The sequence below is a fragment of the Rhodococcus sp. ACS1 genome (genome assembly GCF_002300155.1).
GTDB lineage: Bacteria > Actinomycetota > Actinomycetes > Mycobacteriales > Mycobacteriaceae > Rhodococcus_F > Rhodococcus_F koreensis.
On sequence record NZ_NSDZ01000002.1, the window covers coordinates 456,705 to 477,932 of the forward strand.

Below are 21,228 nucleotides of genomic sequence, written 5' to 3' on the forward strand. Positions count from 1 at the left end.
TGCCACTCACGTGCTCAGACGACGAGGGACGGTTCCGCGAGCTCACGGTCGACGGCCAGCGTCTCGTACGCCGCCGCGATGCCGTCGACGCCGCGGCGCAACTCGTCGGACGTCCGCGCGTACGGGAGCCGGACGAACCGCTCGAACGCGCCCTCCACCCCGAACCGCGGTCCCGCCGCCAGCAGCACCCCGAAGTTGGGGGCCGTCGCCGCCAGTGCCGTCGAGACCGGCGCGGGCATCCGCAGCCACAGCGACATCCCTCCCGAACCGATGGTCGGGATCCAGTCCGGGAGGCGGTCGGCGAGCGCGTCGAGCATCGCGCCCCGCTGTTCCCGCAGCTCCGCACGGCGACGCGTGAGAACGAGGTCGTCGTCGGACAGCAGATGCGCCGCCGCGAGCTGGTCCATCACCGGTGTCCCCAGATCGACCGCCGCTCGCGCCCCGGCGAGCCGGGTGATCAGCGCCGGATCCGCACGAATCCAGCCGACGCGCAGCCCACCCCAGAACGACTTGGCCGCCGACCCGATCGTCACGACCTCCGACTTCGCCGCTCCCTTGCCGTACGCCGCGACCGGACCCGGTGACGGCTCGTCGAGCCACAGGTCGACCATCGTCTCGTCCACCACCAGGGTCATGCGGGTGTCGCGCGCGATCCGCGCCAGTTCGGCCCGCCCGGACGCGTCCAGGCACAGCCCGGTGGGGTTGTGGAAGTCCGGAATCAGGTACGCCATCCGGGCCGCGGTCTGCCGGGCGGCGCTGCGGATTCCGTCGAGATCCCACGCCCCCGACGCGCCACCTTCCGGCCGCACGGGAACGGGGACCGGACGCGCACCGACCCTGCGGATCGCCTCCAGCGCGTTGGGGTACGTGGGGTGATCGACCAGCACCCGCTCCCCCGGCGCCGTCAGCACGTTGAGGAGCAGCCGCAGCGCGTGCTGGGCACCGGACGTGACCATGATCTGCTCGGGCGAGGTCTCGAGTCCCCGCGCCCGGTAGCGGGCCGCGATCACGTCCCGCAACGCGCCGATGCCCACCGGCTCCATTCCGTGAGTCGGAAGGAACTGCGGAAGTGATTGCAACGCATAGGCGTAGGCCTGTTCGACCGCTTCGGCGGGAGCGGCCATCGCGGCGTAACTGAGGTCGACCACCGCACCGTCGGACCCGGGCTGGTGTGCCCGGAACATCAGCCCGTTCTGCCGCGCCCCGAGCGGCAGCGCGACCGTGCTGCGCGACCCCTGCCTGCTGATGAGATACCCCTCGTCCCGGAGCACCGAATACGACGACGTGATCGTGGTCCGGCTCAACTCCAGCACCGACGCCAGTTCGCGTTCACTCGGCAACGCGACACCCAGCGGGATGCGGCCGTCGTGCACGAGCAGGCGGATGCTCTCGGCCAGTGCCCGGTAGGCGGGTCGCGCCGCCGAGCGGCGGCCACTGTCGTCCTGCCAGTTGCCGAGGTCTCTGGCCAGGGAGCGTGCTCCGAGTACACGAGTCATCATGCAGTCCAGTATCAACCCCTTGGCTATTCAACTCCAAGCCAGTTCTCGCGAAGCTCGGATCCATGACGACACTGATCACGCTCCTGTGCATAGCCCTCCTGGCCGCGTCGGTCGCACATTTCGGCCCCAAAGAGGGAGGTAAAGGTCTATTTCGCCTGGAGCAGTTCCGGATCGGCGCACCCCTCGGCGGCATCTTTCCCGACCAGTCGAGCAGTCCAGAAGATCCGGACTGGCCTGATTCGAGACGTCAGGGCTCCGGCGGCCGCGGCCTCTGATCGAACTTCCGCCGACCGCGGTTCACGGACGGTATGTGTCGGAGGTCGGAGGCATACTGGGCGGGTGACCACAGGAATCGCCCTGTTCGACACCGCCCTCGGCACCTGCGCCATCGCGTGGCGGGCCGCGGGGATCGTGGGTGTGCAATTACCCGAAGGTTCACCCGAATCCACGCGGCAGCGTCTCGAACACTGTTTCCCGGACGCGGTGGAGCACCAGCCTCCTGCGCCCATCCAGCGGGCCATCGACGGAATACGTGAACATCTCGGCGGCGCACTCGACGATCTGCGGTGGATCGACCTCGACTTCGAGGGGGTCCCCGAATTCGACTGCCACGTATACGACATCACCCGCGCGATCGACCCGGGCACCACCCTCACCTACGGCGACATCGCCGCGGAACTCGGCAAGCCGGGCGCCGCGCAGGCCGTCGGTCAAGCGCTGGGCCGCAACCCGCTGCCGGTCGTGATCCCGTGCCACCGAGTCCTCGCCGCCGGCGGTCAGGTGGGCGGCTTCTCCGCCGGTGGCGGCACGCTCACCAAACGTGAACTGCTGGCCCTCGAGCACACTCCCGGTTTCGACGACCCGGTGCTGTTCTGATCGGCTCCTGCATATCGGCGACGAGTTCGCGCGCCATCGCGGCGGCCGCGGCCATCCTGTCCCCGTCGGGAACCCGAAGCGTCCGCACGACCCGCTGATCCGTCCCGCTCACAGCGGCGCATCCCAGCACGAACGCTTGCCCGCCGGCGATGATCGCCCGCTCCACGGCATGGATGAACGCGTCCACCGTCGACCTCGGATCACCCTCGAACACCCAGACACCGAGATCCGTCGCCACCACCGCCACACACCTGCCGGCGTCCGACGGGGCACATCCGAACGCTTCGAGAACGGCGGCCGCTGCGTGGAAGCTGTCGTACCACCGACCGGGAGGTGTCCGAGTGCTCGCTTCGACAGTCGTGATCATCGGCCCGAATGTATCGCAGTTCACCCGTCCTCTTCACACTTCGCGATCAACGTCGCGAGCCTCCCCTCTCCGATTGCCGCCATGTGGCGTTGTGCAACCACCAACTCGTCGGGCCGGCCGTTGGTCACCCTTTCGTCGATATCCGCCAGGATCCGGTCGAGAGTGAGCCCCTTCGCCGCGATGACCACGGGAAAGCCGAACCGAGCGCGATACCGGGACTCCCTCTCACGCAGCACGGCGAGTCTCCCGGCCGAGCTGGCGACGAGTGCACAGTGCTCGGCTGCGGCATGGGCCGAGTCTGGTGGGTCCGAAAGCGGAAGATAGCTCTCCAGTGCCATCGCGACGTCCTCGGACGTCATGGAATTCCACGCTTCCCCGGCCGCAGCAAGCAGGTCCGCACGGTCGACGTAGGGGCGTGCGGACAGCACCGCGGTTGCCCAGGTCCGCGACGGCGTGCAGATCAATAGTTCTTTCTCCAGAGCGGACTCGTCCAGGGCGTTGAGCGTCACGACGGCAATGTCAGGCATGTGCGCTCGCGCGCCGATAGAGTGCGAGGCTTTCCTCCGCCACGCGGGACGCGTCCCCGGCGCTCAACCACCGCGGATAGGACGTCACCGCGGCCACTGCGTCGTCCAGCGAGCTGCGGACGAACGCGATCTCCTCCGCGTCCGCATCGAGTCCGAGCGACTGCAGCAGCACCTCCGCCATCCGAGCAGTGGTCAGGCTGTCCCACACCCACTCCTGCCGACCTCCCACCACTGCGGGGCTCACGCACGACGAGACGGGCGGGAACACGTCCGGTCCCCCGGTGATCGCAGCGATGACGTCACCGGGCATGTGCTTGAGGTGGGCATATCCTCCGACCACCGGCTTGAGGGGCGGCAGGCTCACCGAACTTTCCGACGCCACGAGTTGCGCCAGGGGCGTCAGCTGTTCGACGTGGATCCCCGTGTCGACGCCGTAGAGAACTTCGAGACCGAGAACCACCTCCTCGAGCGCGGCGAAGCCGGCACGGTAGGACATTCCGGACACCGACACGTCCGGGCTCGCGCCTGCCGTCGCGGCCGCGACGGCCGTGGCGGTGCCGAGGCCGAAGTCGTCGTGCACATGCATGGTGATCGGCACGTCCTCGACCAGGCGCTCCCGGAACGTCCGGACGAACAGTTTCATCGCTTCGGGGCCGAGACTGCTGGTCGAGTCCATCAGATCGAGACGCCGCGCACCGAGCGCGACGGCGACGTTGCAGGCTGCCACCAGATCGTCGAAGTCGCGGCGGCCCACGTTGGCGAGCGTGATTGTGGCGTCGCCACCCAGCTCACGCACGTACTCGAAGAACTTCTCGAGATCGCGGTACTGACGTGACCGGGCGGGGGCCGAGGGCGCCGGGACGATGCCCGGCGCGAACGTGCGCACTCCCCATTCGTGCAGTTGATCGACGGTTTCCTTCATGCCGACCTGCTGGTAGTTCTCTCCGTCCGACAGCAGGGTGTCGGCGTACACATTGAGCCGGAATCCGAAGTCCCGGGCGGCGACGGCACGAACGAGCGCCGCTTCGCGCGGCAGCGGTGACGCTCCGCCACCCCAGTTGATGTTGATGCTTTCCTCCCGGATTCCCGCCGCACCGAGCGCCGCCGCGATCCGGACGAATCCGTCCATCGACGTCGTTGCGCCCGCGGTGAAAAGCGTCTTCCGCAGGGTGCTGTCGATCAGCGCGAACGGTGAAGGCCAGTCGAACTGCGCCTGGACGGTGGCGTCGAAGTTGAACGGGCTGACCCAGTGACTGCCTTCGACGAGGTGGGAGCGCTCAGGATTGATCATGCGAATACCTCTTCGGTGTCGTGGTTTTCGTGATGTCGGGGAAGGTCGGAGGGAACAGTTCGGCCGGTGGTCTGCGTCGGTGGTCGCGTTCGCTGTATGCCGCCCTCATGCGTTCGAACAGGGCCTGCGCGCGAGCCTGCAGCCGCGACTGGTCGGCACCGAGGACGACGCCGTCGACCATGACGGTGCGGCCTGCGACCACCGTCCGGCGGACGTCGCGGGCCGATCCGTTCATCGTGAGGGTGCGGAGCGGATCGTCGCGTACCCCCATGGCGAAGTCGGCGAGATCGACCACGATGAAGTCGGCACTCGCTCCGGGCTGCAGGCGGCCCAGATCGGTTCTGCCGAGGGCACGAGCACCGCCGAGCGTCGCCGAACGGAGGTAGTCGGCTGTGGCACCCGCCGCGAGTGACCTGTCGGCAAGTTTGGCGAGATGGGTGCCGTAGTCGATGCCGCGGACGAGGTCCGGGGGGAATGAGTCGGTTCCCAGGGCGATGTGGACACCGGCCGTTCGATACCGGTCGTACGAGTCCAGCACGGCTCCGTACCGAATGGATGTCATCGGGCAATGCACGATGGTGACACCCGCCTCGGCGAGTCGGCGCAGGTCGGCCTGCCGCCCGCCACCGCCCGGCGCGCCGAGATGAATGCCGTGGGGCACCAGCAGACGCGTCGCCAGGAGTCCGGACGCTTCGAGGAGTTCGACGGGGCGCATCCCGTACCACTCGTCGAGCAGCGCCAACTCCACCCCACCCTGCATGCAGTGCAGTCGCACCACGGCGTCGCGGGCAAGCGCCAGCTGTGCGGTCGCTGCCATCAGTTCCCTTGTCAGGGTCTCGATCCTGCAGGGCAGGAGAGCGCCGTGTACGAGATCGCCGCCGTGGTCGGCGGCATAGTCGAGAAAGCGCTCGGCATCTCGGAGCCCGGCTCGGCCTCGTTCCTCGTCGAACAGCACTGTCCGGCGTCCACCGTCGACGACGTTGACGCCGGACCGGTAGGCGGGGCCGAGATATCCACGAATTCCGAGACGCTCCGCGATCCGCGCGACCTCGACCATGTCGTCACAGGTCTCCGCCCAACTGCTGTGGGTCTCGGAGGCGATCGGCATGAAGGTGGTGACGCCGTGCCGAAGAAGCTGCGACAGAGCATATTCGCGGATGACGGCACGCTCGGGTACGTCGAACACGTCGCGCCGCCGCGATCGGAAGTAGTCGGCCGACCACTGATGCCCGAGTGCCAGATCGGGTGTCGCCCAGGAATCGAGCAGCGCGTGATCGATGTCTGCCAGCGCATCGAGGTCGATGAATCCCGGCATGATCAGAGCGTCGCCGCAGTCGATCGTCTCGTCGACCGGGCCGTCCCATCCCCGTCCCGCGTGCAGAATCCGCGCGCCCCGATAGACGATCTCCCCGTCGGAGACGAGAATGTGATCGCCGTCGCGATGGGCCAGGACGTGGGCCGCAGTCATCCTGACCACCGGTTCCGTCATGGCACGGTCACCCCGATCGGCTCGTCGAATTCGCGCCTGTTGCTTCGCCATCCGGGATCGGTGAGGTGGTGCGCCAGGCCGGCACGTTCGACGAGCAGTCGGGCGTGCCGGTCTCCCTCGTCCAGTGCTGCCGTCTCGTCGACGCCGCACACGGTGCGGTCTTCCATGACGACCGTTCCCCCGACGATCACCGTGTGCACGTCGGCTCCGGTCGCCTCGTAGACGAGGCGGTGCACCGGCATCCAGTTGGGTACGAGATGCGGCTTGCGCATGTCGAGAATCGCGAGATCGGCGCGTTTGCCCACTTCGATGGATCCGATGACACCGGACATCCCGAGGACCGCGGCCGCATCGATCGTGATCATCTCGAGCAAACGGCCCGGTGGCAGCAGGTAGGGATCGTCGGCGAGAAGCTGATTGGCGGCCTGCACGGCGCGCGCGGCCTGCAGGAGGTCGAACGGATGCCGCGGCGACGACCCGTCGGTGGTGACCGCAACGGTGATGCCTGCCTGCAGCATCTGAGGAACCGGCGCACGTCCTCCCGGCGCATGCCCCACGGACGTCCCGGTCTCCGCCAGGATCGCGACCTCCTCGGCAGACAAGCCCGTGCAATGTTGCAGGTGGACGTCCGGCCCGAGGAGCGCATACTCCCGGTCCTTCGCCGCGAGCCGCACCATGCCACCGAACGCATCCGAGTGGATGCGGACACCCCAGCGCTCCGCTGCTTCCCTGATCCGGCGCGCCTGGTAGCGATCGCCTTCGGTGAGATTGGTGGCAACGTCGGGTCGCGACGGATGGGACGGATCGACCGAGGGGACGATCGTGAAGGGTGTCAGGAACACAGACGTGAGATCGCCCTCGTAGCCGTCGACCGTCTCGATCACCGATTCCGCGCCGGACAGCATCTCGTCGAATCCGACCTCGCGTCGCCGGGGAACTCCGCCGGACCAGTCCGTGACCGGATGGGGCAGCGGCAAACCCGCCGGCCCGACACACACCACGTCGCGTATTCCGACCTCTCGGTAGGCGCGCGCGTGAGCCAGCGAGATCTCGGGATCGTCACTGCGGGGGCGGGATCCCATGACGCTGACGCCGCACGTCACTCCGGCGCGAACGCGTTCGAGCGCGGACACCAGTCCGTCGTGATACCAGTACTCCGGTGTCGTCGCGTGGAAGTACGCAGGTGTGACGGTTCGCATCCAGAATGTCGGGCTGTCACATCCCAGCGTCTTGATCAGCGAGTGGCCGGCGTGTCCGTGGGCGTCGACGAGCCCGGGAATCACCAGTTTGCCCCGGCAATCGATTCGGCGGACGGACCGATCCGTGACGGAGAGGAGCGCCTCGCTGTCACCGACCACGCTGATGAGGCCACCGTCGATCAGGACGGCGCCGTCGTCGATGATCCGGCGTTCACGGTCCACTGTCACGATCGTGGCTCCGTACAACAACACCGCGCTCATGCCGCCGTCCCGCGCGTCATCGTTGCCAGTTCGGACAGCGCAGCCTGCAGTCGCGGCGCCGTGGCCGTCACCGGAGGCCGGTCGGGCCGCGCCCTGGACGACAGGATCGAGAGTTCTCTCAGCGAGACGTCGCTGTTCTGCAGAAGCCACCGTTCGTCACACACCGGCATCTCGAACTCTCCGCGGTGCAGGTCGACGAGGACCGGCGCGCTGGAGCCTGCGCCGTCGAGGATACGGAAGATCGCTCCCCAGTCGATGTCGCCCTGACCGCCCGGGCACAACCGTCGTGCGAGACCGCGACCGGTGAAGGTGATCCACGCGTCGTCGTAGTGAATCCGGCCGACGTGCGGTGCGAGCCGGGCGGTCGCCAGCTCCGGATCCTCGCCTCTCACCGGCAGATTGACCGGGTCGAGCGCCACCGCCAGATGATCGGAGCCGACGGCGTCGACGAGCGCGAGGATTTCGTGTGACGTGATCTCCTCGTGCGTTTTGACCGCGAGTTTCAGACTCAGGTCGGTGAGCACCGGGGCAAGGTTCCGATACAACTGCGCCGTGGCGTCGAGTTGCTCCGGCCACCCGACCGACGCGTCATAGCGGTCGTCCAGCGTACCCACGACGATCTGGACGTAGTCGGTGTCGAGTTCCCCGATCGCCCTCAACGCCTTGCTCAGTCCCGCAACCAGATCGCCCCGACCCGCCTCGCGGAATCGTGTGGTCCGTTCGGCATGCCCTGCGGATACCATTCCCAGCGCGCAGCTCAGCCGAACACCGAGTGAACGTCCGTAATCGGCGAGTGCCCGGAAGGCGGTCGGATCGAGTGCGGGCGAAATCACGAAAGGCGAAGCGAACTCCACGTGCCGCAGACCGAGACCCGACGCCGTGCGGATGGTCTCCCGCGGGGTCGATTCCTCGCCCAGCGCACGCGCGCACGCACCGAGTTCCCGGACAACCGTGCCGACGCCGTCGCCGATGGTCACCGCGCCGACTCCGCGAGATCGCCTGCCTTCGTGATCGATTCGACGGGAAGATCGTATTCCGCGCACACGCTTCGCACGTGATCCGCACTGGACCTGATGTACGACACCGTCTCCGCATAGCCGTACGGCTGCGCGGCGTAGGCGGCGTTGTCGATCCGTTCGCCCGACCGGAGCTGCCGGTCGTACGACTGCACCATGTCCAGGTACGCCGCCATCTCCTGGACCGTCAGATCGGGATGGCCGTCGAGGAATTCGGGATCGAACGCCTCGATGAGCATCGTCCGCCGGGGACGGGGCAGGTCGTCGAGCGACTCGTCGTTCTCGATCGTCAGATTGAGAGCCGGATTCGCCGCCGCGAGTATCGGCAGAATGCGATGGAAGTCGACGACGCCGGTGCCGCACGGGCGCATCTGGTAGGCGAGACCGCCCTCCGTGTAGGTGATCGCGGCGTCCTTGATGTGCGTCTGACGCACGTACGGCGCCAGCCGTTCGGCCGCCCAGACAGGATGTTCGAGGCGTTGGAGCACGTTCGCGGTGTCGAACACGACCCCCACCACATCCGAGCCGACCGCCTCCACCAGCCGGACGAGTTCGAACGACGTGATCTCCTCGTGTGTTTCCAGGTTGAGGTGGATTCCGAGGTCTCGTGCGATCGGAGCCAGTGTTCCGAGAAAACGCGCCGTTGCGTCCAGCTGTTCCGTCCACGTCACGTCGGTGCGGAAGCGGTCGTATGCCCAGCGGCCGCTGTACACCGACTTGTAGTTCGCGGTGGCCACCCACAGCTCACGGCAATCGATGGCGGCGCACGCTTCCATCATCCGGCGGAAGCCGAGGACGATATCGCCGTCGCCGACGGCGCGCAGCTCCGGCGCCTCCGGGTTCGCATAGGGATTGACCTTGCCCAGACCGGTCTCCAGATACATCCCCAGTTCGTCTGCCTTGGATCGGATGTCGCGCAATTCGCCGGCATCCAGGGCCGGGCTCATATCGAGCACCGTCCGGAAGAACAAGCCGGCCATACCGAGTTCGTCGGCGTGTTCGAGGCTGCTCACGGGACCCCGAGCACGGCTCTCGGGAATCTTGCGTCCGTCTACACCAATTCGCATATCTACCTACTTCCGTCAGGGATGATCGATGAGATGAAAGGCCGGGGCTCGACGGCCCTCACGGCAGAGTCAGGACGCCGCCGGGGATGGTTCGCCCGGCGCGGGCCGCAACCGGGTCCGGGATCGGCACCGCCTCGAGTAGTTCGCGTGTGTATCGGTGACGTGGAGTGGAGAACACCTGTCGGGTGGGCCCTTCCTCCACCACCACGCCGGACCGAAGAACCGCCACCCGAGAACAGAGTTGCTGCACGATCGCGAGATCGTGCGCGATGAACAAGATCGTCACCCCGAGGTCCTCGTGCAGGGACGTCAGCAGATTGATCACCTGTGCCTGTACCGAGACGTCCAGGGCCGATACCGGTTCGTCGCACACGAGCAACCTCGGGCGAAGGATCAGGGCGCGCGCGATGGCGATACGCTGCCGCTGCCCACCGGAGAACGTGGCCGGCAATCGACCCATCGCATCCGGGTCGAGACCCACCTCGATCAGGGTCTGCGCGACCCGCGCACGCCGGTCCGCGCGGGTACGGGCCAGGCGGTGGACGACGAGCCCCTCGCCGACGATCTGCTCCACCGTCATCCGAGGGTTCAGGCTGGCGTACGGGTCCTGCGCGACCAACTGAACGTCGCGACGAAACCGGCGCAGGTCCCCGCCGCGGAGCGCATGGACGTCACGCCCGTCGAAGGTAACGGCCCCGGAGTCGGGTCGCTCGCGCCGGACGATGCACTTGACGAGCGTGGACTTGCCGGAACCCGATTCGCCGACCAGTCCGAACGTCCCGCCCTCGGGCACCGACAGGTATACGTCGTCGAGCGCCTTGCTTCCGCGGGATCCACCGAAAGTCTTGTTCAGAGCTCGGATATCGAGAAGAGGTGTTCCGTTCATCAGTTCCCACTTCCTTGATCGAGATGGCAGGCGCGGCGTCCACCGTCAGCGGTCGCCATCGTCGGTGGGGTTTCGCTCGCGCAGCGCTCCATCGCGACAGGGCATCGTGGGTGGAAGGGACAGCCGGGGGGCCGTAGCGCCGGTGACGGAGGCGCACCCGGAATGGTGGTCATCCTCGGGAGATGAACATCCAGCCTCGGCACCGCGGCCAGCAGTCCTGCGGTGTAGGGGTGCAGAGGGTCCGCGAACAGTGCGCGGACCGGCCGATCCTCCACGATCCGCCCGGAGTACATCACCGCGACACGGTCGGCGAGTCCGGCGACGACCCCGAGGTCGTGCGTGATCAGCAGGAGTCCGAGTCCCCGTTCCCGGGTGACCTCGTCGAGCAGGTTCAGCACCTGCTGTTGCACTCGGACATCGAGCGCCGTCGTCGGTTCGTCGGCGATCAGAATCTCCGGCTCCCCGATGAGGGCCATCGCGAGGACTACACGTTGCCGCATGCCCCCGGAGAATTCGTGCGGATAGGCGCCGAGCCGTTCGTGTGCACGCGCGACCCCGAGTTCGCTCAACACCTCGGCGGCCCGCCGCAGTGCGTCCTTCTTCCTGATCCCGCGTTGCCGCAGTGGCTCACTCACCTGTGCGCCGATCGACTGCAGCGGGTCGAGCGCGCCCATCGGGTCCTGGAACACCATCCCGATGCGACTGCCCCGGATCGTGCTGAGGCGACGTTCGGTCTGCGCGAGGATCTCCGTGTCGCCCAGTCGAATCGAACCGCCGATCGTCAGTGAGCCGTCCAACCGCATCAGTGCGCGTGCCGTCACCGACTTTCCCGAACCCGATTCGCCTACCAGCGCCACGCGCTCGCCCGCCGCAACCGTGAGATCCACGCCGTCCACCAACCGGACGGACGTGTCGCCCGGCTCCGTGTCGATGGTCAGCCCGGAGATCTGGAGGAGTGCGGTGCGCTGAACGATTTCTGTCGTCATGATCGATCACGCTCCTCGTCGTGCGGGGTCGCGCCGCTCGTGCAGCATGTCGCCGAGCAGTCCGAAGGCCGCGGCCGTGATGACGATCGCGATGCCCGGCACGAGCGCAGCCCACCAGGCCGTCGACAGGTAGTCACGCGCGCCGGCGACGGCCGCGCCCCATTCCGCGCTGGGCGGCTGCGCACCGACACCGATGAACGACAGACCCGCGAGCACCAGAACGGTATTGCCGATGTCGCCCGCCCATTTGACGGTCATGACGTCGAGCGAGTTCGGCAGCACGTGCCGTGTCATCAGGCGCCATCGACTGACCCCGAGCACCACCGCACCGTCCACGAACGGCGACGCCATCGTCTCGCGCATCACGCCGCGCAACAGTCGCGCCGTGTACGGCCAGCCGGTGGCGATCATCGCGATCAGTGCGCTGCTCAGGCTCGGACCGAGCGCGGCGGCGATACCCAGTGCCACGACGAGTCCGGGGAGAGCGAACCCGATGTCCGTCACTCGCATGAGGGTTTCGTCCACCCACCGTCCACCGACAGTGGCCATCGTGGCGAGTGCCGTTCCGATCAGCGAGTACGCGGCGACGACCAGAACGGCGGACAGCACCGACGACCGGGCGCCCGCGATCGTGCGCCACAGAACGTCTCGCCCCTGGTCGTCGGTCCCCAGCCAGTGTTCACTGCTCGGAGCGGCGAGGGCGTTCGCGATGTCCGACCGGTAGACGGATTCGGGTGCGACCCACGGACCGACGACGGCGAGCACCACGATCACGGCGACAGCACCGACGACCACGGTGTCGAGCAGTCCCCATCGCGATCGGCGTCGACGACCGCGAATCGAGGCGGATCGCCATCGGCCTGCCAGTGCGGCCACACCGGTGACGTTTGCTGCAATACTCATCGGACTCACTGCACCTTTCCGGGTGTGCGCAGCCGGGGGTCGTGGGCCAGCTGGAGCACGTCCACGACGAAGTTCGCGACGACGACGATCACGCCGACGACGGTGACGGTGCCGATGACTGCGGTGATGTCCTTGCGACTCACCGCATTGGAGAGGTAATCGCCGACCCCGGACAACCCGAACACGGACTCGACGAAGATCGCGGAACCGACAAGCATGCCGATCTCGATGCCGATGATGTTCAGAAGCGGCCCGGTCGCGTTGGGAAGCGCGTGCCGAGTCCACAACCGCAGGGAAGGAACACCTTTCGCTCGGGCAACGGTCATGTGATCGCGGCCCCGAACCCGGAGGAGATCGGCACGGAGAGCCCGGAACATCTGTGCGGCGACGGCGACGGCGAGCACGAACGCGGGCAGCATCAGATGCTGAAACGCATTGCTGAACGCGGCGAAGTCTCCGGCGAGGGCGGTGTCGACGAGTGTCATCCCCGTTCGGTGCGGGACGTCGACGCCCACCGAGAGACGTCCCGAGATCGGCAGGATCTGCAGCCACGAGCCCAGCACCCATTGCAACATCAGCGCGAGCCAGAAACCGGGAAGCCCGAATGCGACGATCGCACCGATGCGGCTGATCTTGTCGAATCCTCCCCGTGATCGCGCCGCCGCGATCGTCGCCATCGGAACCGCGAAGGTTACCGCGAGCATCATTGCGAGAACGACCAATTCGAGCGTTCCGGGCAGTCGCGCGAGAACGTCGTCGAGCACCGGCTGGCGGGTCGAACTCGAGGTGCCCAGATCGCCGTGGAGCATCCGGCCCAGGTAGTCGAAATACTGCACGGCCGCCGGCTTGTCCAGACCCAGCTGACGACGCACCTCTTCCACCTGTTCCGGAGTGGCGCTCTCCCCCGCGGCCACCTGCGCTTCGTCCCCGGGAATCACCTTGGTCATGGCGAAGACGATGGTGGCCAGTCCGACCAGGGTGAGGAGCGCTGCGCCCAGTTTGCGGCCGAGAAACGCCGACGGCGCCGCGAGGCGATGTAGGGCGCGAGGCATGTCGAGTGTCGTCATCGCGTACTCCCTCACGCCACGCGGATCGCGGGAACCCAGACTCCGCTGCCCACGACCGCCGGACCGACACCGGTCACCCTGTTGCTGTGAGCGGTGGTCTGCCCCAGGGTGTACATGTTGACGGCCACCGCGTCGTTGCGAATATCCTCCTGAGCCTGCTTGTATAGGTCACACCGCGCCCCGGCATCGGAGGTTTCGGCCGCGCGGCCGAGCAACGCGTCCACCGTGGGATTGCTGTAGCCGGATTTGTTCGTTCCGACCTGGTCCGACTTGTACGTCTTGACCAGCATCACTCCGGGATCCGGGTACTGCGCGAAGTCGGTGGCGAGCATCATCTGCGGAATCGAGTCGGGCGACTTCAGAGCCGACAGATAGTCCGCGTACGCGATGGGCTCGAGATCCAGCGTGACACCGATCTGCGCGAGGTTGGACTGCAGCAGCGTCGCTTCGCGTTCCTGCTCCTTGAAGACGGGCTGGAATTTCATGGTGAGGGTCAGGTCGGACATCCCGGCGTCGGACAGCAGCTTCTTCGCCTGTTCAAGATCCTGCCCGTAGGCGGGCATCTCCGGCCGGCACGAGAACTGTCCGGGCAGCGGGCCGGTGGCGATGCTGCCGTTGCCACCACGAATCGTCGCGAGGCCACCGGTGTAGTCGTACGCCATCTGGATGGCCTGTCGTACGGCCTTGTTCGCCGTCGGCCCGTTCATCACGTTGAAGAAGATGTTCGCCTGCAGGTTGACCGGCTGACTCTGCACCGTCACGCCGGAGAAGCCGTCCAGCGCCGCGGCGTCGGCGTTGGTGAGCCCGAACGAGACGTCGATGTTGCCGGCCTTCAGTTCCGCACTCTGCGTGGCGCTCTCGTCGATTCGTCGATAGACGAGTGAGACCGGACGCCCCTCGTCGCCCGCCCAGTAGTCGTCGAATCGTGTCAGCGTGTACGTGTCGGCACCGCCCGGGCCGGCCAGGAAGTAGGGCCCGGACCCGGCATCGTGGCCTGCGAGATAGGCCTGGCCCCGGTCGGTCCCCTCGTTGGCTTTCACGAGGGCAGAGTTGAGGATGTAGATCTTCGACAGAGCGCCCAGGAACAGCGAGTTCGGTTCCGTCAGTTCGATCGTCAGGCTCTGCGGGCCGGTGACCGTGGCGCCCCGGTATCCGGTCATCTGACCGGCAATGCCCTGTCCCAGCGCCGCCGTCCGATCGAGCGTGTAGCGGACGTCCTCGGCGGTGACGGGGGCACCGTCGTGGAAGGTCGCCGCGCGCAGGGTCATCTGGATCGATCGCGCATCCGGCGACGGGGCGAACTCGGACGCCAGCTGGCCGACGATCTCGTTGTCGGCGTCGTACGTGACCAGGGTGTCGTACAACGCCTGGTCGACGAAGTTCGTCTGAGCGTAATCGGCGCGGATGGGGTCGAGCGTGGAGATCTGATTCTGGTAGGCCAGGACGACCGGACGGTCGCCCGGTCCCCCACCTGCATCGGTCCTGGCCGCGCTGGTACATGCCACCAAGGAGGAGGTGACTGCCAGGCCGATCAGCGCGTACCCGAAACCCTTGCGAGCAAGTATTTTTCGTTCAGTGGACACGGGAATCCTTCCGAATGGAGAGGGTAGTTCCGAAGCTTTCGACGAAGTGGGCGGCGACCGAATTGCGCCACACTGCGCTGCCGGGCCGGATGTATATGGTCTACCAAGTGCGGAACCCGAGCGCCAAGCGTGGAGCGTTACATTCGGGTTAATCCATTTGACCAGCAGAGTTGCGAAACGCGTCCGGTGGTCGGGTTCAACTTGGTATGCCATGATCGGTTCATGACAGTGAACCTGAACGGCGAGATCGGGGTCACGGAATCCACGACGTCGCCTCTGGGCACGGGCGTGGCCGGCGGACTGTCGGACGTGCCACTCCCGAAGCAGATCTATTCGGTGATTCGTGAGCGCATCATCTCGGGCGCGTACCCACCCGGCAGTCGCCTGCGGGAGCGCGAATTGTCACAGGAGTTCGACGTCTCGAGGGTTCCGCTCCGCGAGGCGTTGCCGCAATTGGAATGGGACGGATTCATTCAGATCCTGCCGCGGCGGGGCGCAGTCGTGACTCAGCTGTCGTTACGCGACATCGAGGAACTGTTCGACGTGCGATTGGCCTTGGAACCGTACGCGGCACGATGCGCGGCCGAGAACGTCGCACGGGGCGCATCCATGGAGGCGCTGCTGTCGACGATGGCGCGCACGGAGGAACTGATCGGAAACGACGAACCCCTCCTGATTCCGGCGGTCAACGCGCGTTTCCACATGGATGTCGTCGAACTGTCCGACAACAAGCTACTCGTGTCGGTGATGAACTCGCTGATGGGCCGGGTCCACTGGTTGTTCCGGCTGACGTGGCATCACAATCCCGCAGTGTCCTGTGCAGCGCACCGGGAACTCGTCGAGGCAATTCGCAGCGGAAACGGAAGACTGGCCGAGGCCAGTGCGTTCGCTCACATCGAGCACGGGCGCAAGCCGACGCTGGAACGCCTCGCGCCGTCCCTGCCCGCAACCCTGTAGGTCGCCGCGCCACCTACACGTTGCCCGACGTCACATCGGTTCGATCTGACGGAACCGGGGTGACATCGGGCAACGGAAAGCGAAACAACGAGACGAGAGGACTACCGCACCACGTCGCGGCGGACGATGGTCTCGTCGCGGCCGGGGCCGACGCCGATGCAGGAGATGTACGCACCCGACAGTTCCTCGAGACGCAGGACGTAGTTCTGCGCGTTCTTCGGAAGCTCCTCGAACGTCCGGGCGTGGGAGATGTCTTCCCACCAGCCGGGCATTTCTTCGTAGATCGGCTTCGCGTGGTGAACGTCGGTCTGCGACATGGGCATCTCGTCGTGCCGCACACCGTCGACGTCGTAGCCGACGCAGATCGGGATGGTGTCGAGGCTGCTGAGCACGTCGAGCTTGGTGAGGAAGTAGTCGGTGATGCCGTTGACACGCGTTGCGTAGCGGGCGATCACGGCGTCGAACCATCCGGTGCGCCGGGCACGGCCGGTGGTGACACCCACCTCGCCGCCGGTCTTGGCGAGGTATTCGCCGTTCTGGTCGAACAATTCGGTCGGGAACGGGCCCGAGCCGACGCGGGTGGTGTACGCCTTGAGAATGCCCAGCACCGTCGTGATCTTGGTGGGTCCGATGCCCGAACCGACCGCTGCGCCACCGGACGTCGGGTTGGACGACGTCACGTACGGGTAGGTGCCGTGGTCGACGTCGAGGAGCGTGCCCTGCGAACCCTCGAGCAGCACCGTCTCGCCGCGCTCGAGCGCCTCGTTGAGCTGCAGACGCGTGTCCGCGATGCGGTGCTTGAAACCGTCGGCCTGCTCGAGCACCTCGTCGACGACCTGTTGCGGGTCGAGGGCCTTGCGGTTGTAGATCTTGACGAGCACCTGGTTCTTGAACTCGAGTGCCGCCTCGACCTTCTGAGTGAGGATCTTCTCGTCCAGCACGTCCTGCACGCGGACGCCGACACGGGCGAGTTTGTCCTGGTAGCACGGCCCGATGCCGCGGCCGGTGGTGCCGATCTTCTTGGCCCCGAGGAAGCGTTCGGTGACCTTGTCGATGGCAACGTGGTACGGCATGATCAGGTGCGCATCGGCCGAGAGCAGCAGGCGGCTGGTGTCCACGCCCCGCTCGTCGAGTCCGGCGAGTTCGGTGAGCAGCACTCCCGGGTCCACCACGACACCGTTTCCGATGACGTTCGTGACTCCCGGAGTGAGGATTCCGGACGGGATGAGATGCAGTGCGAACTTGTCGCCGTTCGGAAGTACCACTGTGTGTCCGGCGTTGTTACCGCCCTGGTAGCGCACCACCCACTGCAGGCGTCCGCCCAGTAGATCGGTCGCTTTGCCCTTGCCCTCGTCGCCCCACTGGGCGCCGATCAGGACGATTGCCGGCATGACGTTGTCTCCTACGGTCGACGTACAGTCGTATCCGACTGCGTGGTCCTGCCGTTCGTAGGCAGTGGCCGGGGGAACAGTCTAGCCGAGGGTGCGGAGAACAGACCCCACAGTACGGCCGGGGAGGCCAACTCGGGCGTGCCACTAGGATGATCCGAAAGGGAAGCTGCGGAAATCGCGGCGGGACATCCGGGCGAGGAGTGGCGTTGACCCCCGTAGTGCTCATTTGCGGCGACGCGCCGCTTCCCCTACCTCTGGGCTCCATTTCCGCCTCGAGCGCACCCCCTGTTCCGGACAAGGACGACTTCGACGAGGTCTTCTCCAAGCTGCAGGTGGTCGCGGATCCGCGACTGATCGTGGTGGGCAGCGACGCCGCCCTCGCCGCCACCCTGACCCGGCTGATGCGCACCGAACGGCTGCACATCGAACTCGCCTACGTCGCGGAGCACCGTTCGGAGGCGACGGAGGCCTACCACCTGTCCGCCGGCGCCCGCGGCGCCCGCACCGCGCTGAAGGGGACGGCCAAACCGGTCCCCCTCATCCGCGACGACGCGGGGATCGCGCTCGTCGGGTGCGCCACCGTCACGGGCCCGGACGGCGGCCCGCTCGTCGGCGAGGCCTACGTCGACGACACCCGGCTGTTCTCGGGGACGACGACGAACATGAACGTCACCCCGACCCCACGGATGCCCGGCCTGCGCGCGTCGGTCGAACCTCGCAGGCGCTGGCTGCCGCGCCGCTGGGTCGAGGGCCGCGCCGTGCAGTTGGGTTCACCCGCCGCGGCCCTCACCCGCGACGGCGTGCCGAACCCTCGCGACGTCAAGCGTTCGACGTTCTACCGCCACGACCAAGAGTGGCTGCTGGTCCGATGAACCTGCCCAGGGCGCGGACCACCGCTGTCCGTCCCAGTCCGGTCTTCCTGCTCGTCGTCGCGGTCGCGGTCGCCGGCGGTGTCCTCGCGTGGCGTGCCGAGCGGGAATCGGCCCTCGGCCACGTCGGGGTGTTCCTGCTGGTGGTCGCGGGATGGGTGGTGACGCTCTGCCTGCACGAGTTCGCGCACGCGTACACGGCGTGGCGGCACGGCGACACCGACGTCGAGGTGCGCGGCTACCTCACGCTCAACCCGGTGAAATACAGCCACCCACTGCTGTCGATCGGCCTGCCGGTGCTGTTCATCGCGCTCGGCGGGATCGGCTTGCCCGGCGGTGCGGTGTACCTGCGCACCGGGCTGTTTCCGCAGAAGGTGCAGGCACGGGTGTCACTCGCCGGACCCGCCGTGAATCTGGTGTCGGCGATCGTCCTCCTCGTGGCGATCCGCTGGTTCGGGCTCGGCGGCGACCACCTGGTGTTCTGGACGGGCCTGAGCTTTCTCGCATTCCTGCAGGTGATGGCGACCGTCCTCAACCTCCTGCCGGTCCCCGGACTCGACGGGTACGCCGCACTCGAGCCGTTCCTGCCGCCCCGCACCCGCAGGTCCGTCGACCAGTTCAAACCGTACGGACTGCTGATCCTCGTGGCGCTGCTGTTCGTGCCGTCGATCAACGTGGTGTTCTTCGACCTCATCTACCGGCTGTTCGAACTGTCCGGGGTGCCGGAGATCTACGCGCAGTACGGCAACCGTCTGATGCGCTTCTGGCTCTGACCCGTGAGTACTTGTTAACCGCCCGCGGTTGAGAAGTACTCACGGGCGGGGACGCATGGGGGTCAGCCGCAGTTCCGCCAGTGGCACCTCCCGGCCCGGACTGCGGACCTCGACGCGGACGGGTTCGCCGGTGGCGTCGTCCCGCAGTCCGATCGGCGGTCCGTACCCGCCCTGAAGGTATTTGTCGCCCCACTGCATCAGCGCGAGCACGGCAGGCAGGAGGTCGTGGCCCTTCTCGGTGAGCACGTACTCGTAGCGGGTGCGCTGCCCGGGCTCTTTGTAGGGTTGCCGCTCGAACAGGCCCTCGGCGGTCAACTCGCGCAGCCGAGACGCCGCCACGGCCTCGGTGATCCCGACCCGTTTCGCGAAGTCGTCGAATCGCGTGGTGCCGTAGTAGGCCTCGCGCAGGATCAGGACGGCCGACCGTGTGCCGATCACGTCCATCGCCTTGCCGATCGAGCAGTGCGTGGCCCGCCAGGTGTCGCGGTCTGCGAGAAAGCCGTCCAACCGTGCCGCGTCCATGCACTTCAGCGTAGCTGACTTTCGATTTCCATAGTCAGTGCTCACAATCGCCAGGACAGGTGCGACAGCCCGCTGGCGTCGAGTTCGAGCCCACGCGGCGTCGACACCAGCCGCAGCAGCACCTCCTGGCACCCCGGGCACCGCACGACGACGCCGGGCGCTCGCGTATAGACGTGCACGGCCGCCATCGGTCCGTCGAGACCGCAGAACCGGCACTGCCCGGTCGCCGCGGTCAGGTCGTGAACGAAGATTTCCGCGAACGGCCCGCCGAGAACGTTCCCGTCCTCGAAGTCGTTGCCCTGCAACGTACTCATCGACAAATCCTTCCTCCGGTCACGGCCCCGAGGGACCGAACCGCTCGGTCTTGATGTCGTCCGGCGAATGCCCGAGCGAGAGCAGCAGGCGAGCCGCCTCCTCGACGAATCCGGTGGGCCCGCACACGAAGCAGCGGGGCGCGAAGTCCGCCGGCCATCCCCATGCCGCGAGGTCGGCGGCAGTGATCCGACCCGCCGGGCGCCGCGGCGAGTCCTCGCGGGTGTGGAGGACGAACGTCTCGACTCCCCCGTCGCCGATCCCGGGCCGGTTCAGCTCGTCCGCGAACAATTCGTCGGCCCGCGTCCGGAGTGAGTACACGAGCCGGAACGGCGTGCGGTCGTGGCGGAACCGGCGCTCGCGAATCATCGACATCAGTGGGACCATGCCCGACCCACCCGCGACGAGAAGCACCGGCGCGCCGCCACCCTCGCGCGGCGACCACACGAACCAGCCACCGATCGGCCCCCGCACCTCGATCAGATTTCCGGCGTCGAACACGTCGGTCAGATAGGGAGACACCTCGCCGTCCGCCACCCGCTGGACGACCAGCTGGATTCGCCACCCGCCCACGGATCGCTCGACCGGCGCCGCCAGCGAGTAGCTCCGCTCGGTGGTGTACCCGTCGGGGCCGGTGAGGCGGAGATCTACGTGTTGTCCGGCGCGATGCCCCGGCCAGTCCGAGACCTCGAGGACCAGGGTCCGCGCACTCGCCGTCTCGGGCCACGAATCGACGAGTTCCGCTACTCGCCAGCTGAGCACGGCGCGGCCCATGAGCTCACTGGTCACCCTGGTACCTCTGCTCCCGCCACGGGTCGCCGCGATCGTGGTACCCGAGCTGTTCCCAGAAGCCCGGGACGTCCTGAGTGACGAGCTGGATCGACCGCACCCACTTGGCGGACTTCCAGAGGTAGAGATGCGGCACGAGCAGTCGGGCCGGACCGCCGTGCACCGGCGCGAGCGGCGCGCCCTCGTAGGTGTGCACGATCCAGGCCTTGCCACCCAGGACGTCCGAGACGGGGAGGTTCGTGGTGTAGCCGCCGTCGCATCCGACGAGGACGAATCCCGCGGACGTCTCGACGTCCGCGAACAGTGTGTCGACGGACACGCCCTTCCAGGAGGTTCCGAACTTCGACCATCGCGTGACGCAGTGAAGGTCGACCGTCGGCCACTCCTGCGGCAGCTTCATGAATTCGGCCCACGACCACTCGCGGCTGCGGCCGGTCTCGTCGGCCACCGACAGCGTCCATGTGTCGGTCGGGACGCGGGGCGTCGGTCCGGCCGAGAGGACCGGAAAGTCTCCCACCTCGTACTGGCCGGGCGGGAGAGCATGCTCGCTGCGGGGTCTGCCGTGGAAGCCGGGGGTGAGAACAGCCATGCCCCACGC

Annotated in this window: 22 protein-coding genes; 5 read left to right on the top strand and 17 right to left on the bottom strand. The window is 67.1% G+C overall.

The window, feature by feature from the left end; genetic code table 11:
- Positions 1–14 precede the first annotated feature (14 nt).
- Entirely contained in the window at positions 15–1,499 is a 1,485-nt protein-coding gene (locus CJ179_RS09410; RefSeq protein WP_095861260.1) for a PLP-dependent aminotransferase family protein, read from the bottom strand.
- Positions 1,500–1,561: 62 nt separating this feature from the next.
- On the opposite strand from CJ179_RS09410, the gene CJ179_RS09415 reads away from it, so the two are divergent.
- A complete protein-coding gene (locus tag CJ179_RS09415; protein WP_241031516.1) occupies positions 1,562–1,774 on the top strand; it encodes a hypothetical protein in 213 nt (70 codons plus the stop codon).
- Between the two features lie 64 nt (positions 1,775–1,838).
- The gene (locus CJ179_RS09420; RefSeq protein WP_095861261.1) at positions 1,839–2,375 is read left to right on the top strand and encodes a methylated-DNA--[protein]-cysteine S-methyltransferase; all 537 of its coding nucleotides are present in this window, start codon (positions 1,839–1,841) and stop codon (positions 2,373–2,375) included.
- A 387-nt stretch (positions 2,376–2,762) separates the two neighbouring features.
- Here CJ179_RS09420 and CJ179_RS09430 read toward each other — a convergent pair whose 3' ends face one another.
- The 11 genes from CJ179_RS09430 to CJ179_RS09480 are packed head-to-tail and all read right to left on the bottom strand — an operon-like array spanning position 2,763 to position 15,017.
- On the bottom strand, positions 2,763–3,269 hold the full coding sequence (locus tag CJ179_RS09430; protein WP_072937343.1) for a 2-oxo-4-hydroxy-4-carboxy-5-ureidoimidazoline decarboxylase: 507 nt from the start codon (positions 3,267–3,269) through the stop codon (positions 2,763–2,765).
- On the bottom strand, positions 3,262–4,560 hold the full coding sequence (locus tag CJ179_RS09435; protein ID WP_095861262.1) for a hypothetical protein: 1,299 nt from the start codon (positions 4,558–4,560) through the stop codon (positions 3,262–3,264). Before CJ179_RS09435 ends, CJ179_RS09430 begins: the two co-directional genes overlap by 8 nt.
- Positions 4,547–6,049 carry a chlorohydrolase family protein gene (locus CJ179_RS09440; RefSeq protein WP_257015397.1) on the bottom strand — a complete coding sequence of 501 codons (1,503 nt, stop codon included), beginning with the start codon at positions 6,047–6,049 and terminating at the stop codon, positions 4,547–4,549. Before CJ179_RS09440 ends, CJ179_RS09435 begins: the two co-directional genes overlap by 14 nt.
- Positions 6,046–7,476 carry an amidohydrolase family protein gene (locus CJ179_RS09445; protein ID WP_241031515.1) on the bottom strand — a complete coding sequence of 477 codons (1,431 nt, stop codon included), beginning with the start codon at positions 7,474–7,476 and terminating at the stop codon, positions 6,046–6,048. The genes CJ179_RS09440 and CJ179_RS09445 overlap by 4 nt, the downstream gene beginning before the upstream one ends.
- A gap of 29 nt (positions 7,477–7,505) precedes the next feature.
- Positions 7,506–8,486 (bottom strand): sugar phosphate isomerase/epimerase, encoded by a 981-nt coding sequence (locus CJ179_RS09450; RefSeq protein ID WP_179377547.1) that lies wholly within the window; start codon positions 8,484–8,486, stop codon positions 7,506–7,508.
- Positions 8,483–9,592, bottom strand: coding sequence for a sugar phosphate isomerase/epimerase (locus CJ179_RS09455; RefSeq protein ID WP_095861265.1), 1,110 nt, complete (start codon positions 9,590–9,592; stop codon positions 8,483–8,485). The genes CJ179_RS09450 and CJ179_RS09455 overlap by 4 nt, the downstream gene beginning before the upstream one ends.
- Positions 9,593–9,650: 58 nt before the next feature.
- The gene (locus tag CJ179_RS09460; RefSeq protein ID WP_072937349.1) at positions 9,651–10,478 is read right to left on the bottom strand and encodes an ATP-binding cassette domain-containing protein; all 828 of its coding nucleotides are present in this window, start codon (positions 10,476–10,478) and stop codon (positions 9,651–9,653) included.
- Complete coding sequence (locus CJ179_RS09465; RefSeq protein WP_072937350.1) at positions 10,478–11,464, bottom strand: ABC transporter ATP-binding protein; 987 nt, start codon at positions 11,462–11,464, stop codon at positions 10,478–10,480. The genes CJ179_RS09460 and CJ179_RS09465 overlap by 1 nt, the downstream gene beginning before the upstream one ends.
- 6 nt (positions 11,465–11,470) lie before the next feature.
- Entirely contained in the window at positions 11,471–12,367 is an 897-nt protein-coding gene (locus CJ179_RS09470; protein WP_095861266.1) for an ABC transporter permease, read from the bottom strand.
- A gap of 5 nt (positions 12,368–12,372) precedes the next feature.
- Positions 12,373–13,434, bottom strand: coding sequence for an ABC transporter permease (locus tag CJ179_RS09475; protein ID WP_095861267.1), 1,062 nt, complete (start codon positions 13,432–13,434; stop codon positions 12,373–12,375).
- A gap of 11 nt (positions 13,435–13,445) precedes the next feature.
- Positions 13,446–15,017: an ABC transporter substrate-binding protein gene (locus tag CJ179_RS09480; protein WP_072937352.1), complete on the bottom strand. Its 1,572-nt coding sequence runs from the start codon at positions 15,015–15,017 to the stop codon at positions 13,446–13,448.
- Between the two features lie 222 nt (positions 15,018–15,239).
- Here CJ179_RS09480 and CJ179_RS09485 point away from each other — a divergent pair, with 222 nt between their 5' ends.
- Positions 15,240–15,974 (top strand): GntR family transcriptional regulator, encoded by a 735-nt coding sequence (locus CJ179_RS09485; protein WP_241031514.1) that lies wholly within the window; start codon positions 15,240–15,242, stop codon positions 15,972–15,974.
- A gap of 101 nt (positions 15,975–16,075) precedes the next feature.
- On the opposite strand, the gene CJ179_RS09490 is transcribed toward CJ179_RS09485, so the two are convergent.
- Positions 16,076–17,365 (bottom strand): adenylosuccinate synthase, encoded by a 1,290-nt coding sequence (locus CJ179_RS09490; RefSeq protein ID WP_072937353.1) that lies wholly within the window; start codon positions 17,363–17,365, stop codon positions 16,076–16,078.
- Positions 17,366–17,583: 218 nt separating this feature from the next.
- Here CJ179_RS09490 and CJ179_RS09495 point away from each other — a divergent pair, with 218 nt between their 5' ends.
- Both CJ179_RS09495 and CJ179_RS09500 read left to right on the top strand, forming a co-directional pair.
- Positions 17,584–18,237, top strand: a complete 654-nt coding sequence (locus CJ179_RS09495; RefSeq protein ID WP_241031698.1) for a hypothetical protein — start codon at positions 17,584–17,586, stop codon at positions 18,235–18,237.
- Positions 18,234–19,007 (top strand): site-2 protease family protein, encoded by a 774-nt coding sequence (locus tag CJ179_RS09500; protein ID WP_095861269.1) that lies wholly within the window; start codon positions 18,234–18,236, stop codon positions 19,005–19,007. The genes CJ179_RS09495 and CJ179_RS09500 overlap by 4 nt, the downstream gene beginning before the upstream one ends.
- Before the next feature lie 39 nt (positions 19,008–19,046).
- Here CJ179_RS09500 and CJ179_RS09505 read toward each other — a convergent pair whose 3' ends face one another.
- Genes CJ179_RS09505 through CJ179_RS09520 form a run of 4 tightly spaced genes read right to left on the bottom strand, consistent with a single transcriptional unit; the run spans position 19,047 to position 21,219 of the window.
- Positions 19,047–19,529: a helix-turn-helix domain-containing protein gene (locus tag CJ179_RS09505; protein WP_095861270.1), complete on the bottom strand. Its 483-nt coding sequence runs from the start codon at positions 19,527–19,529 to the stop codon at positions 19,047–19,049.
- 41 nt (positions 19,530–19,570) lie between these two features.
- On the bottom strand, positions 19,571–19,843 hold the full coding sequence (locus CJ179_RS09510; protein WP_037243613.1) for a DUF6510 family protein: 273 nt from the start codon (positions 19,841–19,843) through the stop codon (positions 19,571–19,573).
- A 19-nt stretch (positions 19,844–19,862) separates the two neighbouring features.
- The gene (locus CJ179_RS09515) at positions 19,863–20,630 is read right to left on the bottom strand and encodes a ferredoxin reductase (RefSeq protein ID WP_095861271.1); all 768 of its coding nucleotides are present in this window, start codon (positions 20,628–20,630) and stop codon (positions 19,863–19,865) included.
- Positions 20,620–21,219: a molybdopterin-dependent oxidoreductase gene (locus CJ179_RS09520; protein ID WP_095861272.1), complete on the bottom strand. Its 600-nt coding sequence runs from the start codon at positions 21,217–21,219 to the stop codon at positions 20,620–20,622. The genes CJ179_RS09515 and CJ179_RS09520 overlap by 11 nt, the downstream gene beginning before the upstream one ends.
- Between the last annotated feature and the right edge of the window lie 9 nt (positions 21,220–21,228).